This window comes from Caballeronia sp. EK (genome assembly GCF_014384845.1).
Lineage (GTDB): Bacteria > Pseudomonadota > Gammaproteobacteria > Burkholderiales > Burkholderiaceae > Caballeronia > Caballeronia jiangsuensis.
In genome coordinates this window covers 449,438-465,710 of record NZ_JACSUE010000006.1, presented here as the reverse complement: position 1 = coordinate 465,710, position 16,273 = coordinate 449,438, and the positions used below count along the sequence as shown (strand labels likewise).

The 16,273-nt window shown below is 65.8% G+C and carries 11 protein-coding genes; 1 reads left to right on the top strand and 10 read right to left on the bottom strand.

Going from position 1 to position 16,273, the window contains the following annotated elements:
* Positions 1–331: 331 nt before the first annotated feature.
* The 9 genes from IAG25_RS20625 to IAG25_RS20585 all read right to left on the bottom strand — a co-directional run bounded on the left by IAG25_RS20625 (position 332) and on the right by IAG25_RS20585 (position 14,664).
* Entirely contained in the window at positions 332–1,288 is a 957-nt protein-coding gene (locus IAG25_RS20625; RefSeq protein ID WP_187606493.1) for a LysR family transcriptional regulator, read from the bottom strand.
* A gap of 78 nt (positions 1,289–1,366) precedes the next feature.
* Positions 1,367–5,941, bottom strand: coding sequence for a cellulose synthase subunit BcsC-related outer membrane protein (locus IAG25_RS20620; protein WP_187606492.1), 4,575 nt, complete (start codon positions 5,939–5,941; stop codon positions 1,367–1,369).
* Positions 5,935–7,077 carry a cellulose synthase complex periplasmic endoglucanase BcsZ gene (gene bcsZ / locus IAG25_RS20615; protein WP_187606491.1) on the bottom strand — a complete coding sequence of 381 codons (1,143 nt, stop codon included), beginning with the start codon at positions 7,075–7,077 and terminating at the stop codon, positions 5,935–5,937. Before bcsZ ends, IAG25_RS20620 begins: the two co-directional genes overlap by 7 nt.
* Position 7,078: 1 nt before the next feature.
* Complete coding sequence (gene bcsB / locus IAG25_RS20610; RefSeq protein ID WP_187606490.1) at positions 7,079–9,574, bottom strand: cellulose biosynthesis cyclic di-GMP-binding regulatory protein BcsB; 2,496 nt, start codon at positions 9,572–9,574, stop codon at positions 7,079–7,081.
* A complete protein-coding gene (bcsA, locus tag IAG25_RS20605) occupies positions 9,574–11,790 on the bottom strand; it encodes a UDP-forming cellulose synthase catalytic subunit (RefSeq protein WP_187606489.1) in 2,217 nt (738 codons plus the stop codon). The genes bcsB and bcsA overlap by 1 nt, the downstream gene beginning before the upstream one ends.
* A complete protein-coding gene (gene bcsQ, locus IAG25_RS20600; RefSeq protein WP_035501571.1) occupies positions 11,787–12,575 on the bottom strand; it encodes a cellulose biosynthesis protein BcsQ in 789 nt (262 codons plus the stop codon). Before bcsQ ends, bcsA begins: the two co-directional genes overlap by 4 nt.
* Positions 12,572–13,348, bottom strand: a complete 777-nt coding sequence (gene bcsP, locus IAG25_RS20595; RefSeq protein ID WP_187606488.1) for a cellulose biosynthesis protein BcsP — start codon at positions 13,346–13,348, stop codon at positions 12,572–12,574. Before bcsP ends, bcsQ begins: the two co-directional genes overlap by 4 nt.
* Positions 13,349–13,470: 122 nt before the next feature.
* Positions 13,471–13,926, bottom strand: coding sequence for a cellulose biosynthesis protein BcsD (bcsD, locus tag IAG25_RS20590; RefSeq protein WP_187606487.1), 456 nt, complete (start codon positions 13,924–13,926; stop codon positions 13,471–13,473).
* 540 nt (positions 13,927–14,466) lie between these two features.
* Entirely contained in the window at positions 14,467–14,664 is a 198-nt protein-coding gene (locus IAG25_RS20585; RefSeq protein ID WP_035501573.1) for a hypothetical protein, read from the bottom strand.
* 440 nt (positions 14,665–15,104) lie between these two features.
* Between IAG25_RS20585 and IAG25_RS20580 the strand changes: the two genes are divergently transcribed.
* Positions 15,105–15,719, top strand: coding sequence for an NAD(P)-dependent oxidoreductase (locus tag IAG25_RS20580; protein WP_187606486.1), 615 nt, complete (start codon positions 15,105–15,107; stop codon positions 15,717–15,719).
* A gap of 59 nt (positions 15,720–15,778) precedes the next feature.
* Here IAG25_RS20580 and IAG25_RS20575 read toward each other — a convergent pair whose 3' ends face one another.
* A complete protein-coding gene (locus IAG25_RS20575; RefSeq protein WP_238217078.1) occupies positions 15,779–16,246 on the bottom strand; it encodes a DUF3331 domain-containing protein in 468 nt (155 codons plus the stop codon).
* Positions 16,247–16,273: the final 27 nt, after the last annotated feature.

The following is a 16,273-nucleotide window of genomic DNA, read 5'->3' as shown; positions in this document are numbered from 1 at the left end:
GCCCTGTAAGCGCCCGTGGATCGCGACGGGCCTCATTGTTTCGGCCTGGCGTTGCGATTCGGTTAAATGCGAATCAGTATCATTACATTTCAAGAAACATTTGGAAAGAAAGACCTGTCGCGAGCAGGCTTTTTTTCCGATTACCGTGACGTCGGCGCAACGAAAAAACGTGTGAAGAGGCGGGGTCCGGGCTTGGCGCGATGGACCGTCGAGGCCCGTGGGACGGGGTATGGAGGGAGATGGGCGCCGGCGAGCGCGGCGGCGGATTCAATCCGCAAAGATTGCGGACAAAAAGTGGCGGATTACTTTTTTACCGCGCGCGGACGCAGCGTCAGAACCCGGCGACGCCGGATGTCACGAGCGCATAAGGGCCGCTCGTCAATTGCTGCCTGAGAAAGTCGATGCACACGCGGATCTTCGCGGAATGCGACGAGCGCGCCGACGTGACCGCCCACACGTCCGCGCGCTGCCGGTACGCGGGCAAGACGGGCACGAGCCTGCCGTCCTGCAGGCTGGCGGCGACATCCCAGATCGAACCCATCACGATGCCGAAGCCTTCCTCGGCCCATTGCCGCACGATGTCGCTGTGGTTCGATGCGATCGGCCCCGTCACCTTCACGCTTTCTTCTTCGCCGTTGGGGCCCGAGAGCCGCCAGACGCCGAAGCGCTGATCGCGTCCGCGAAAAAGCAGGCAGTCGTGCTGCGCGAGTTCGGCGAGCGTCTTCGGCGCGCCGCGCCGTTCGAGATATGCAGGCGCGGCGGCCAGCACGCGAAAGCTTTCGACGATCTTGTGCGCGATCAAATGAGGCTCCAGCACCTCGCCGACGCGAATGTCGATATCGAAGTTGTCGCCGAGGAGATCGACGCGCCGGTCGAGCAGTTCGAGCCAGATTTCGAGGCCCGGATGACGCCGTCTGAGCAAGGTGAGGGCGGGCGACACATGTTCGCGCCCGAGCCGCAGACTCGTGCCGATGCGCAAGAGGCCGCGCGGATCGTCGAGTCCGGCGAAGGCATCGGCCATGCCTTGCACGTCGTCGAGAATCTTTTGCGCCCATTGAAAGGCCGCTTCGCCGTCGCTCGTGATCGACACGCGGCGCGTCGTGCGCATGAATAGCTTGACGCCGAGGCTCGTCTCCAGCATCGCAATGCGCTTGCTCACGTGCGCCGGCGAGATGCCGGTCTCGGTGGCCGCGGCGATGAAGCTGGAGCGCCGCGCGACGATGCAGAACAACTGCAGGTCGCGCAGGAACTGGTCGTTGTTCGCGACGAGCGCGCTTTGGGTTTTCATTCGGCTGATCTTGCGGTTGCGCCCGCTTGCGGCAGTGGGCTCAAGCCTAGCTGCAAGCGGAGCGCGCGCGCAAGAACATCAGTTCGACAGCGACAGATACGGCGAGCTGAACGCCTGAGGCGGGAAGACCGGCACCGCGCCGCTCTGACGCGTGAAGCTGTAGCGCACGTACACGGCGGCGAGCCACTCGCGATACTGATACGCGTTGCCGAACGATGCCGTCGCGCCGAACGCGAGTTGCGGCGCGAGCTGATACTCGCCCGTCGCGCTCAGCGAATACGAAACGCCCGTCTTGCTCTGGCTCGGATAGACCGCGCCCGCGTCCGGCGTGGTGCCGTTGTTCGCGGCTATCGACTGATACGTCGAGTTCGTCGGGAAATAATTCGACGCATCCTGACGATAATGTTGCACGCCGATCGAGCCCTTCAGGTCGTAGGTGAAAAGCCCAGTACGTCCCGCGTATTCGACCGGGAAGTTCAGGATCACGTACTGCTGCGGGCTGAAGTAGCCGCCTTGCCCATACGTGAAGTACGACAGGTTCTTGTCGTAGTGCATGAGCGTGGTGTTCGCGCCGACGGTCAGCGTCTGGTCCGCGTCCTTGAACAGGCGCGTATAGATGCCGCCGCCGCCCTTCACCGCGTTGTTGGTCGCGACCTGCTTGCCGTCCAGGAACTGATACGCCGCGTTCAGGTAGACGCCGCTCGTGCCGTCGTCCCAGCCGAGGTCGGCGCGCGCGCCCGTCGATGTCACGCCGCCCCATTCGAGGTTCGCGCCCTGATCGCGCGTGCCGGCGTAGGAGAGCAGGCTGTCTGTCACCGCGCGGCGGGCGACGGCGAGCGAGTACGACACCTTGTCGCTGATCGCGTTCTGATACTGCAATCCGCCGACGACGTTGGTCTCGCGAAAGCCGAGCGGCGTCGTGCCGACATCGCCCTTGAAGTTGCGATTCTCGTAGCCGACCGAGAGGCCGACGCCCGTCGCCGTCTGCGAGCCGTAGTTGTTGGTCGGCGGATTGGCGCTCGCGCCCCGACCCGATCCGAAGCGCGCGAGGGTGTTCGGCTGGCTGCTCGCGGTGCCGGCATCGAGCGTGACGGGCGTCGCGCGCACGATCACGTGCCCGTTGCCCGCCTTGATGCGGCCTTCGATGGGCGCTTCGATATCGGTCAGGTTGGAAAGGCCGTCCTCGCCGTCGCGGCTGCGGAAGATGAGGCCGCCCGAGACCGTGCTCGCCTGCTCGCGATTGATCTGCGCGAGTTCTTCCGCGACGCCCGCGGTCTGCGAATTCGCGACCGGAACGGGCGCGCCGCCCGCGCTCATCGTCGCGGCCGCAGCGGCGCGCTGAGCGGGCTGCGTCTGCGACGGATAGTAAGGCTGTGCGTAGCCCGCCGGCGGCTGCGGGATATACGGCTGCTGCGCGTACTGTTGCGGCGGCGCGTAATACGGCTGCTGACCGTAGGGCGCCTGCGGGTATTGCTGCTGCTGTGGCGGCGCGCCGTACGCGTAGGGATCGGCGGGACGCTGCGCCGTCGTCTTGCGCGATGACGCCTGCTTCTTCTTCGTCGTGCTGGCTGCCGGCAGCGGCGCGTAGGCGTTCGACTGCGCATCGCGCGCGCCGGGCGACATCGGCCAGGGCGCCGCGTACGGATCCTGGGCGGCGTACGGCGCCTGCTGCGGATAAGGCTGCTGCTGCGGATAGCCTTGCTGCTGCGGATAACCCTGCTGCTGCGGATACGGTTGATACACCGGCGGTTGCTGCTGATACCCCTGCGCCGGATACACCCCCGACGCACCCGCATCCTGTCCCGGATACGGTTGCAACGGCGCGCCCGATTGCCCCGAGCCGTACGTGTCCGGACCGTATCCACCGCTCTGAGCCGGACGCGGTACGGCATTGGGCATCGTCGCCGGAGCGGAGGAAGGCGCCACATAAGGCGTCGTATAGGGCGCGGGCTGAGGAGGCGGCAGATAGTTCGGCACGGGCTGCGAATAACTCTGAGGAAGGACCTGACGATAAGACGCGCCCGATGCAAGCGCCGGATTCGACGCCGTATCGACGGCCGTCTTGCCTTCGAACGGATTGGTGCCGGGCAGCGGATTCGAGCCGATGCGGCTCATCGCGCTTTCCCAGCCCGGCGGAACATTGCCGCGGCCCTGAGCGGACGCGACCTGCACCGGCGTATTGGCGGCGATGAGCGAGCGCTGCAGGAACTGCGCGGCGAGATCGAGCTTGCCTTGCGCGCGATACATCCGGCCGATCGCGGCGAGCACGCCGGGATCGTTCGGCGCGGCTTCATACGCCTGATTCGCGTAGGTCTCGGCCAGCTTGAAATCGCGCATGCCGCTCGCCGCGGACATCGCCGCCGTCTGCAGGCCGATATCCTCGGGACGGCGCGACAGCGCTTTCTGATAGCAGGTAAGCGCGTTGCGGTCATCGCCCGCCGACGTGTACATGCGGCCGAGCGCCGCCTGCAGATCGGCGTTGTCGGGCATCGCGGCGAGCCACGGCGAAATCACGTCGTAGGCGGCGGCGAGATCGCCTTGCCTGCGCACGACATCCGCGCGCGCCACCACGATACCCACGTTCAGATTGTTGAAGTCCGCGCGCTGCTGCGTGGTGAGCGGCATCGACTGAAGCCGGCGCATCACGGAGCCGAGTTCGGCGTCCTGCTGCGTCGCCGACAGAATGCCAGCGTATTGCAGCAACAAGCCGGTGTCGTTCGGCGCATTGGCGATCGCCCCGCGCACGAGCGCAAGCGCCCGTGCCGGATCGCCCGCCTTGACATACGCCGACGCCACCGCGCCCATCAGTTCCGCGTTGCCCGCCGCGACCGGCTCGGCGCGGCGCAGGATCGCGAAGGCCTGCTGACGCTGGCCCGCCGCGGCGGTGCGCGTCGCGAGTTCGGCTTGCTGCTGCACCCACAGACGATGCTGCAACGCGGTCATCGCCGGCGTGCGCTGCGCGGCGGGAATGCGGTCGAGTTGAGCAAGGCCCGCCGACCAGTCCTGCGTTTCGGCGGAGAGCAGCGCGCTCGCGTAGAGCGCGTCGGTCATGTCGGGATGCGTGGCGAGCAGGCCGTCCATCATGCTGCGCGCATTGCCGACCGCGCCCTGACGCACGTAGATGCGCGCGAGGTCGAGCCGCAGCCACGGATCGTCGGGATTATTGAGCAGCGCGTCTTCGAAGAGACTGCGCGCCGCGCCGAGATCGCCGCGCGCTTCGGCGGCGCGCGCCTGCGCGGCCTGCGCTTCGCCGCGCAGCTTGTTGATGCCGCCCGCTTTCGCCTGCTGCTCCGTGTTCAGGCGATTGGCGAATTCGAGCGCCTCATCGCCGCGACCTTGAGCCGCCAGTGCGCCGACGAGCCCGCGGATCGCATCGGGATTGTCGGCCTGACGGCGCAACGCCATGCGATACGCCTGTTCCGCGCCGCGCGGATCGCCGTTCGCCAGCAGCATTTCGCCGAGCAGCACCTGCGCGGTGACATCGGATGGATTGGTCGCGATCGCGCGCTCGAAGAGCGCCTTGGCCTGCGCGATCTGGCCGTTGCTGCGCGCGCCGATCGCATCGCTCGTATAGGTCCAGTATGTCGCGCTCGTGAGCGCGTCTTTCCAGCGCGCCGGATTGCCGGCCCGCGACGCGCGTTCGAGATACGTGCGCGCTTCCGCGAAACGTTCCTGCTTGAGCGCCGCGACGCCCATGCCGCCGAGCGCGTCGGCGTCGTTCGGGTCGCTCGCGAGCACCGACGAGAAACGTGCGCGCGCCGTCACGAGATCGCCGCGATCGAGCGCGGTGAAGCCTTCCGCGACGGTGCGCCCGCGCGCATCGACGGCAGCGCCGGCCTGTGCGCGTTCGCGGGCGGACTTGTCCTGCAGAACCATCGAATCGAAGCGCGCCTTCACGGCTGCGTCATCCGGCGAGACTTGCAGATACGCCTGATAGAGCGGCGCATCCGATGCGCGCGCGCCGAGCCACAGGAGCGCCTGCCGCCAGCTCTTTTTCGCATCCGCGCCGACGGAGCTATCGCCCGACAGCTTCGCGAGCCGCGCGATGCCGTCGCGCCGAGTGGTATCGCGATACGTCAGATGCTGCGCATAGGCGAGCTGATAGCGTGGATCGTCGGGATTCTGGCGCGCCAGTTGTTCGAGACCGCGCCGCGCTTCGTCCCAGCCTTGCGGCGTGGCGGCGAGCGCCTGGTAATACTCCAGTTGAAGCTCGGGCGTCGCGGGCTTGCCTTCGATCGCGCGCTTGTATTCCTGCACCGCCGACGCGCTTTGCCCGCTCTGCGCGAGACGCCGCGCGTCGTTGACGGTCTGATCGCGCGAGCTGGTTTCGCCCAGACGCCGGCCGAGTTCGTCGATGTTCGGGTAGTTCGGCGCGACCTGACGCAACTGCGCGAGATACTGCTGCGCGCCGCTGCCGTCCTTGCGGTCGGCGAGCACCATGCCCATGCCGAAGAGCGCATCGGGCTGTTTCGGATTGATGCGCAGCACCTTTTGCCACGCCTGCTCCGCGAGGTCGCCGCGGCGATGCGCCTGCCAGTACTTGCCCTGATCGATGAGCACGCTCAGCGGATCGGTCGCGGCCTGAGCGAAGGCCATTGCCGGCGCTGCACAGAGCAGCGCCGCGATGACGCGTTTGCGAGTCCGGATCAGCATGCGCTTCTCCAGTTCGGCGCCAGACGGCCGTTTTCATCGAAGCGATAGCGCCCGTCGACGAAACCGCCGCCGAACAGACCGAGCACGCGGTCGTAGTAGACCGGCTCGCGTCCCGCGCCCGGCGGCGCGACCAGCGCTTCGAGATGGGTGCGCGCGAGGCCGAGGCCGCGTTCGTCGTTCAGCGCCTTGAAGTACGGCGCCAGCGCGCCCCAGTACGACAGCGGACCTTCGCCGCTCGCCGCGCCGCTGATGGTCGAAACTTTCTCCGGCGGAAAGCCCGTCTGCGCGACGCTCTGGCGCATGCCGCCGAGCGCGTCGAGCCACGCACGCGCGAGCGGATCGCTGGCCGACGCCATGCCGGCCCACAGATACACGCGGATCGCGTCGTAGCTGCCGACATCGCCGTTCTTCGGATCGACGACGAACTGGCCGTTCTGGTAAGCGGCCCAGTCCGGCGCATAGCCGCGCGGCGACGTGACCCTGATCATCTTCGCGGCGTTTTGCGCGAGCTTCGCCCACGGGCCGTCGGGCATCTCGTGCGCGAGGCCGCGCAGGACCGGCAGCGGCAGATAGCTCGGATTCAGGCGCGTGATGTCACCCACGCGAAAGCCTTGCGGCCCCGGCAGGAGCATCGGACCCAGGCCCGGCAGATCGACGATTTCCTGCTTCACGATCTGCGTCGCGAGCGCGTAGGCAAGCTTCGTGTACATCGGCTCCTTCCACAGGCGGCCGGCCTGGAAGAGGTCGTAGGCGATCCACAGGTCCGAATCGGAGGCCGAGTTCGGGTCCATCACGCCGAACGAGCCGTCCTGCCTTCTGCCCCATTGCCACGCGGGCAGGCGCAGGTTGCTCGCATCGAACTGATTGGCGGACAGATTCGTGCGCGTCCAGCCGAGCAGCCGGTCGAACGTCGCGCGGTCGTTCGCGACGAGCGCGAAGAACATCGCATAGGACTGTCCTTCGGACGTGGTCTGCTGCGCGTCGGTGGAGCGATCGACCACGCGGCCATCGGCCTGCACGACGCGCTCGACGAAGAGGCGATACGCGGGCCAGTCGCATTGCTGCGCGGCCTGCGTGCCTGCCGATGACGCGGCGATGAATGCACCAGCGAAAAACTTGGCGGTGGATACCCGCATATCAGTCCCTCAGGCGCCGTGCGGCGATCGAGCGCAGCGCACGGTAGAACAGGGCGGCGATGATGAGCGCGGCGAGCACGCCGCCGAGCACCAGCAAAAGCGGATGCGACGACAGCGCCCAGCGCATGTAATGCATCGGCGACAGATGGCCGACGTAATACGCCTCGCCGTTCGACGTGACCGTCACGGTGCGGCCGTGGATCACGGCCATCGCGCCCTGGATGGAAGGCAGCAGATCGTTGTCGAGCAGGGCGGCGGACAGATCGGCGTCGGACTGGCCGGCCGCGCTGATCAGCGCCACCGCGCTGCGTCCGCTCTTCAGCGGCGATTCGAAGCCGGTCAGGAGCGCGTCGCCGTTGGAGCTCACGAGCGAAAGGTCCGCCCGCGCAGGCGAGCGTTCCGGGCCTTGTTCGCCATGCCACCAGTCGACGAGCTTGAACGCGACATCGGAGAGCTGGAAGGTGCGCGCGTCGCCGTCGCCGGAGAAGGGCATCTGCTTGGACCAGCGCTGCAGGAGCGGCTGACGGCCCGGCGAACCGAGGATCAGCAGATCCTTGTCGGCGAAACGGTCGACATCGTTCGCGCTCGTCACGGTGACGCCCGTCACCGGATAGCCCGTCGATGCGCCCATGCGGCCCATCTCCAGCAGATACAGGCTGTAGTCGGCCGAATTCGGCTCGGTCGGCAACACGACCGCCGTCTGCGAAAGATCGGCTAAGCGCGTGAACGGAAAGCCGCCGTTCGCGAACGCGGCCAGATCGGGCAGCGCCATGTAGTGCGGGAAGCCGGAAAGATCGATGGTCGAATTCGGATCCACCGCGCCGACGACGTTATCCAGCACGCGCCCCTGGCATTCGCCGGTCTTCGGGATGTCGTAGTAGAAGTGCAGGCGCAACTGCGCGCGCGGCGTGATGAGGAGCGGCGGCAGATAGATTTCGCGGCGCGCGGCGACAGTCTTGTCCGGCAGCACGCGGCTGAAATACTGGCCGAGATCGAACGTCGATGTGGACACCGCCGGAATGCGCAGCGACTGCACGAAGCCGTTGTTCACGCTGATATTGAGCGACGAGCGGTCCGGCGCCGGCCGCACGGTATACCGATAGCGGAGGTCGACCGGCACGCCCTTCGTCTGCCACATGAAGAGATCGGGCGGCACGCGCAGGTTCACGCGCACGGCGTCGGCATCGTAGCCGTGGGCGGTCAGATCGCGCGCTTCCGCAAGTTCGCCGAAACGCACGGGGCGATCGGTCGGCAGCCAGTTCGGCGCGTCGTAAGGACGGCGCGGCTGCAGGTCGGTGAACTGCGTGATCGTCGCGCTCGTGCCGGACAGCGTGTTCTGGCCGACGCCGAGCGCCTTCGCGGCGGTCTTCAGCTCGTTGTCGTCGCGGCCGAGCACGAGCAGGAGGCGGCCACGCGCGCTCGCATCGCGTTCGACGAGCGCGATGGTCGGACCGGAAACCGGCGGAATATCGACGCCCGCGATCTTCGTATCGCCGGTGGCGAACACCACGGCATTGCCCGACAGCGGCACGTTATCGGTCTGCGCCGGAAAAATCGCGCCGCGATAACCTGCGAGCGAGCCGAAGTACGACGCGACCATGCCCGCCGATTCCAGCGCGGCGAGACTCGGCTTGCCCGCGAACACGAACGGCAGTTCGAGCCGGCGCACGTCGCGTCGGTCGAAGAACGGCTGCGGCAGGGCGGCGAGATCGGGCTTGTTCGCGATCGATGCATACGTGAGATCGAGCGAGCTCGCGTTGCTGACGGTCGCCCAGAGCGTCGAGCTCGACGGGTCCTCGCACTGCTGCGTGTAATGGCCGATCAGTTGAACGTTGAGGTGATTGAACTCGGTGATGAAGCGCGGATCGATCGCCACGTCGCGCGCGACCAGCACGCCGGCTTGATCGCGCGGCACCGGCAGCGTCGCGGCCACTTCGCCGTTGATGAGCACCTTCAGTTGCGAGATCGAGGGAAGGAGCGACGGCGAATAGCTATAGATCAGATGCAGGATCGCGCCGGTCACGACTTCGTCGCCGCGCACCGAGAACGCGATGCCGTTCTGGCCGTCGGTGCCGCGCAGTTGCAGCGGATCGAGCGCGCCGTAATCGGCGAAAGTCAGCGTCTGACGGCGTCCGCCGGGCACGAGCGTGCCGGGATCGGCGGTCGTCGGGATGCGCGAGGTGAGCGGCTTGTCGGGCTTGCCGGAGAACGCGGGAACGGGCATCGCGAGCACCGGCTGCTGGATCGCGGCGGGGTTGTACACCACGGCCGGACTCGGCGCAGGCACGGCGCCGACGCCGGTTGCCTGCTGCGTGGCCGGCGGGACGCTTCCCGATGCCGCGTTCGCTTCGGCGGCCGCCGAAGCGATCGGCGCTGCGAATGCGGTCTGCAAGGCCATCAAAACGGCCAGCGCGCGGCCCAGCGGTCTTTCGCAAAAACGCGGCGCGCGCTCGCCCGTTTGTTTTTCAACGCGCAACTTCGACATACCCGTGCCCATTATTGGTCTTTGGTTTTCAGCTTCTTCACATCGACTGGGCGCTTGTTCATCCAGGTACGAAGGTCGCTGTACAAATGCTCGAACAATCCCGCAATGCCGCGCGTGCCCACCAAGAGCACGTGCGACAGTCCGCGCAGCGGCGTATCCGGGCGGCGTCCCTCGGACCAGCCGGTCCAGGCATCCGCGCGCGCGAAAGTGGTCTTGACGAAGTCGTATTCCTGCTCGCGCGTGAGTTGCGAGAAACGCAGGCCGACGCGGCCCGGCTCGGTATAGCCGACGGTCGCCGGGAACGCATATTCCTCGTCGCCGCGAAAAAGGGAGACGGTCACGCGCTCGTGCATCGGCACTTCGAGCTTGCTCGGCAGCGCGACGCCGACGCCGCCTTCCGAATAGTCGATGGTCTCGCACGCGAGCGTGCGGCCGGTCGAGAACTTGAGCATCACGGGCATCTTCATCGTCACGCGATGCGTCGCGCGCACCTGCTTGCGCTCGCTCGCCGCCGCCACCGACGCGCCGAGAATCAGCATGTTGTAGACCGTCCAGCAGAGGTTGAGGATGGTCGTGTTCACCTCGCTGCGGATATGCCAGTACATGACGATATGCACGACGCCCGCGACGAAGCCGAGCAGGTTCAATAGCAGCAGGAACAGATACGGCCGCGAGATGTACCAGTCGAAGTAATCCTTCGCGATCTGGCCGCCCTTGGCCGTCACGTTGAACTTGCCGAGCTTCGGGTTGATGACCGCGAGCAGCGTCGGCGCGGTGATATACGACGCGAGCACCGACTCGTACACTTCGGCCCAGAACGAGTGGCGGAAGCTGCGCTGCATGCGCGAATTGGTGATGCTCGCGTGCATCATGTGCGGCAGCGCGAAGATCGCGATGGTGCTCGCCGCCGCTTCGATCACGTGCGCGCCGAAGAACAGATACGACAGCGGCGCGGTGAGGAACACGAGCCGCGGCACGCCGTAGAAGAAGTGCAGCATGCCGTTCAGATAGCAAAGCCGCTGGCCGATCTTGAGGCCCTTGCCGGTGAGCGGATTATCGATCCGGAAAATCTGCGTCATGCCGCGCGCCCAGCGGATGCGCTGGCCAATATGCCCCGAGAGGCTTTCGGTCGCGAGGCCCGCCGCCTGCGGAATCGCGAGATACGCGGTCGTATAGCCGAGCCGATGCAGCTTGAGCGCGGTATGCGCGTCTTCCGTCACGGTTTCGACCGCGATGCCGCCGATCTCTTCCACCATCGAACGGCGCAGCACCGCGCACGAGCCGCAGAAGAAGGTCGCGTTCCAGAGATCGTTGCCGTCCTGGACGAGGCCGTAGAACAGCTCGCCTTCGTTCGGCACCTTCCGGAACGTGCCGAGATTGCGCTCGAACGGATCGGGCGAGAAGAAGTGGTGCGGCGTCTGCAGCATCGACAGCAGCTTGTCGCGCAGGAACCAGCCGAGGCAGATCTGCAGGAAGGAGCGCGTCGGAATGTGGTCGCAGTCGAAGATCGCGAGGAACTCGCCCTTCGTGATCTTCAGCGCCTCGTTGATGTTGCCGGCCTTCGCGTGACGATTGTGCGTGCGGATCGTCCAGTTGACGCCGACTTCCTCGCAGAACGTCTTGAACTCGGGACGGCGGCCGTCGTCGAGCACGTGGATGGCGAGCTTGTCGGCCGGATAGTCGAGCGCGAGCGCCGCGTAGATCGTCGGCTTCACGACCGAGAGTGGCTCGTTGTAGGTCGGGATGAAGACATCGACGGTCGGCCACTGGCTGCGGTCGGCGGGCAGCGGCAGCGGCTTTCTCTTCAACGGCCACGCGGTCTGGAAGTAGCCGAGCAGAAGCACGAGCGACGCGTAGACTTCGGCCGCGACGAGCAACAGACCCCATGCGGCGTCGAGCGGACGCTCCCAATAAGTCGTTTCGGTGAGACGCCAGAACATGTAGCGGCCCGACGCGACGATCGACAGCATGATCATCACAAGCGTCGCGTACTGGCCTTGCAGCCGGCGAAAACCGAGCGCGCAGACGAAGCAGATCGTCGCGAAGGCGAGCTGCTGACCGAACGCGAGCGGCACCGTGACGACGAAATACAGCGCGAACGCGGCGAAGATCGTGAGGAGGATCACGAGGACGCGGCTGCCCCAGATGCCCGCATCGACGAAACGTTCGAGGCGCGAGGTCGCGACGCTGACCTCGGTTTCGGGCGAGGGGATCTTGGTGGAACTCATGCGAGCTTCCTCGACGAGGCAGCCATCGCATCGACGGCCGAAAGGAGCCAGTCGCCGCACGCGCGCAGATCGGCGGCGGCTTGCGAAAGCGGGTCGTAATGAATGAGCGTCGTGTCGCACGCGAGCGACTCGGAGACGCCCTCGTCCTGATGGATCACGCCCGGGAACAGCTTCGTGCCGAGCATGTTGCGCAGCACCTTCAGCACGTCCTTGCTCAACTGGCGCGACTGATCGACCTGATTCACGACATAGCCCTGGCCGCCGAAATCCTGGCGCGGCGCGGCGTAGGCATCGACCATGCGCTCCATGCCGGGAATCGCGGCATAGGACGCGGCATCGGCCAGCACGACGTTCAGCGCGAAGTTCGCCGCCGTCAGCGCGGTGCGCGTGTAGACGGACGAGCCCGGCGGCGTGTCGACGATCACGATGTCGCTGGCGTCGAGCGCGAGCGACTGGAGCGAATGCGCGAGCCACGCGGGATCGTTGTCGACGAGCGCCTCGAAGCGGCGGCGGTCGTCCTCGATCACGGCGCCGTAGGGCAGCACGGTCACGCCATCGACGCCGTCGAACATCACCGTTTGCCACGGGTCGCCCGCGAGCGTCGCGCGCGAAATGCCGTCGATGCTGTCGAGCGGAATGCCGAAATGCAGGCGCAGCGCGTTCTGCGGATCGAGATCGAGCACGATCACGCGACGGCTACGCGCGGCGAGCACCGAAGCGAGATTGGCGGCGAGCGTCGTCTTGCCGACGCCGCCCTTCGCGGAAACTACCGTGATGACTTTCATGAGCGTGAGAGGCGGCTTGCGTGACCGGCGTGGCCGGCGCCTGCGTGCTTGTTCGTGGATTCGTCGCCTTGCGGACGGGCGTGGCGCAGGCGCTCGAACACGGCGTCGAGCGAACCTGCCGGCGCGCTCGGGACGGTCTGGGCCGGCTGCCTGAAGAGCTTGCCGAGGATCGACTGCGGCGCGGCGGAGGCCGGTTCGGGCGCGCGCGGCGTCGGGGCGGCGGGCGTCACGGGCGCAACCTGAGCGGGCGCGCGGCGCGCCAGAAAGCTCGAGCCGAAGGTGGCGGACGCAGCGGGGCTGGCGTCAGCCGCCACGGGCTTCGATTCGACCGGCGCGACGGGCGCCTTGACCGGCGGCACGCTTGCGGTGGCCGTAGAAGCCGAATCCGCAATCGTTCCGGTTTCGTTCGACGCCGATTCGCCGGGCGCCGAGAAACGCAACGCGCTCAGCGACTCGGCGGCCGGCGGATTGACGGGCGGAATAGTACGGCGATGCGGCCGCGTGAAGAGCGGCTGCTTGCCACGATGAATCGGCGTCGGCTTTTCGGCGGGCTCCCCGGACGCTGCATCCGGACGCGGCCGCGCGGCGTTCAGCTGCACGTCGCGGCGCGGCGCGATCTCGGGAATCGCCGGCTGTGCGAAGTCGAGCGTGGCGAGCAGCGGCCAGCGGGTGCGCGCCGTCTTGGCCTCGTTCTCTCGTCCGATTTCCTGATAATCGCCTGCATTGCCGCCGAAATGATCGAACAGCTTCTCGATGTCGCGCGAAGTATTCATGATGCCGCTTCCTCGTCGTGCCTATTCTTGCTGCCTGGCCGATGCTGCTTGTTTGGAGCCGCCCTTAGCGGGCGCTCGATGCCGCCGCATCGAGGCGGCGGTCGGATTGCGCTGAAGACGCTTCAGGCCGCGACGCGCGCGAGCCTGAATTCGATGGCCGCGTCGTCGCCGAACTCGCTCGCCTGCCGGATCGCGAGACCTTGCGCGCCGAGCGCGGCGAGCCACTGCTGGTACGCGCCTTCGAGAAACGCGGGCGTCCACGCGAGCGCGCTTTCGCCGAAGGCGGGCAGCGGCGCGCAGTAATGCACGATGCTCAGATAGTCGCGTTCATCGGCAAGCTCGACGAAGCCCCAGTCGGTGTCGCGCCACAACGCGTTGAGCGCGTCGGCGAGCGCTGCTGTCGAATCGCAGGGCGGCAACGGCCGGGCTTCGGCGAAGCGGCTGCCCACGCGATGCATCAACTGACGCAGTTCGTTGCGCCCGATCTGCGCTTCGAATTCGTCCGCAAGGGCGGCCAGAAGGCCTCGCCATTGCCGGGAAATCTGACTGTCCAACAGGTAATTGAAAATAGCGGCCATGTTTGGGTTCGGCAGGGCGCGAGCCACAGCGCGTTGTTGATCAGTCTTGTTAACGTCTTCGCCGGCCATCCCTTTAACCCGCGAGCATTGATCCGGACGTTTGTCCAGGCGCTATTACACGTCTGAACTTACTTCAATGCGATTGTTTTCGCCAGTGGAAAGACTAGCAGCGCATTTCTTTGTCGGATCGGGCGAACAAGACGCGACAGACGACCCAATTCGGGCGTTCAACGCCGATGGGATGGACGAAATATAGACATCTATACGCCCGTCTCGAAATTTGGGCGCGGCCCGCCCGGCGCGGCGGAGGCGGCAGTGTACCATCTCGTTAATGCACTGGATCGGGGTGTCGGCTCTGATTCGCACCGATTGACTTATGGCGGTATCGCACGAGCGATAGGCTCAGCGAAATGGTTGATTGGTCGTACTAAAACAGCGGCGATTGTTGCCATTTGGCAAGGTCGCGGCTCGCCGCGAATGCCGCGCGTGGGCGAAAAAAAAGCGCCCCGAGTGGGGCGCTTCGCATGAAAACTTGAACGTTCAGGGATTTGCGCGAACCGCGTCTCTGACTGCGTCCATCACGATGCCGTAATTGAGCGGGATGTCCAGCGAATCGGAGTATCCGGGTTCATCACCGGACTCCTTTGAGACTGCGCGAATCGGAATCGGCTCGTAGGCGGTTTCGCCTGCCGGATTGTCGCGTCCTTCGATGGCACCCTGCAATTGCGGATTCTTCACGATTTACTCCTTCCGGTAATGGAGCGGCGAGGAACTGCAATATAAACCAATGTCATGACATTTTGGCGACTTCGATTTGGGAACTCGCTCCGAAACCGCTGTACGCGGCGCGCCGGTAATCGCCGCTATCTTGCGTTTCGAGAGAGTGCGGGGCCTCTAGTGTAACGGCGGCCTGCGTTTCCGAAAGCGCAATTTGAATATGACAACGGTGTGTCGATATTGCGCTGAAGGGCTGGAATCGGCCCGGAAATTGCATGACCATATGTCCTTACGTATGCTTTTACAAATGACCGTGCGCTAATTGATTCCCCGATTTCGTCTGATGTGGAAACAAACGCTATCAAAAGCGCTTGCCAGGCCACGGTTTATTTTCCTGCAACAAAAACCGGCTGATTCGACGCCGCCGGTGCGAACGCCGTAAAAGGAAAGGAGAATGTGGCATGAGCAAAATCGCGATCATCGGGGCGACGGGTAATGTCGGCAGCCGGCTGATGGAGGAGGCGTTGCGGCGCGGACACACGGTCAGCGCGATCGCGCGCGACACGTCCAGCCTTGAAAAGCGGGACCGCGTCAGCGCGCACGACGTCGATGTGCTGAATGCGGACGCAATGGCCACCGTGCTCGCGGGACACGACGCGGTGTTCAGCGCGACGCGCTTCGCCACGGTATCGGAAAGCGCGATAGTCGGACCGGTGAAGCGCGCCGGCGTGCAGCGCCTTCTGGTCGTCGGCGGCGCGGGGAGCCTGTACGCGGCGCCCGGTCAGCGCGTGCTCGATCTGCCGGATTTTCCCGATGCGTACAAGCCGGAAGCCACGGCGGGCGCAGCGTTTCTGGATGCGCTACGCCGCGAACGCGATGTGGACTGGACCTTCGTTTCGCCGTCGGCCGAGTTCATGCCCGGGCCGCGCACGCAAAAATTCCGGCTCGGCGTTGACGAACTGCTCGTCGATAACGGCGGGCGGAGCTGGATTTCGTTCGATGATTACGCGATCGCCTTCCTCGACGAATTCCAGAGCGGCGCGCATATCCGCCAGCGCATCACGGTCGGATATTGAACGCGCACGCCGGCAGAAGCGGCATCGACTGACGATGCCGCTCCATTTCCCGTCGCTCGTCAACCTTGCAGGTCGACTTCCATTTCCTCGGCGTTCTTCGGCATCGCGTCGGCCAGGATCATCGCGGCCGCGTTCTGCGGCTTCGGATCACGCTGCGACGGCCGATAGACCTGATCGCCACGATGAATCGGCATCCCGGAGAGCGAGCAGACGCCTTCCGCCGTCGCGGTCGTGGCGCGCCAGCCCTGATAACCGTAGTGGCACGTACCGGGATCGGACCAGTACACGAGCGCCGTCGCGCTGCTCGGACGCTCGATCACGCGCACGATCGCTTGCGGAAACGGCAGCCGATCGTCCACCTGATGCGGGTGCGTGCGATTCCAGTCGCGCGTCAGACGCTCCAGGAACGCGTTTTCGGCGCGCGCGGATTTCTGGGATGGGGCTGTGCGAGCGATGTCCATCGGCATCGCTTCGAGCAGGTGAACCGTCTGTGACCACGGGTCCGCTCTTTTCGAAAAAGCTGTCATGGCATTGTTCCAGGCTTTGACTCGACC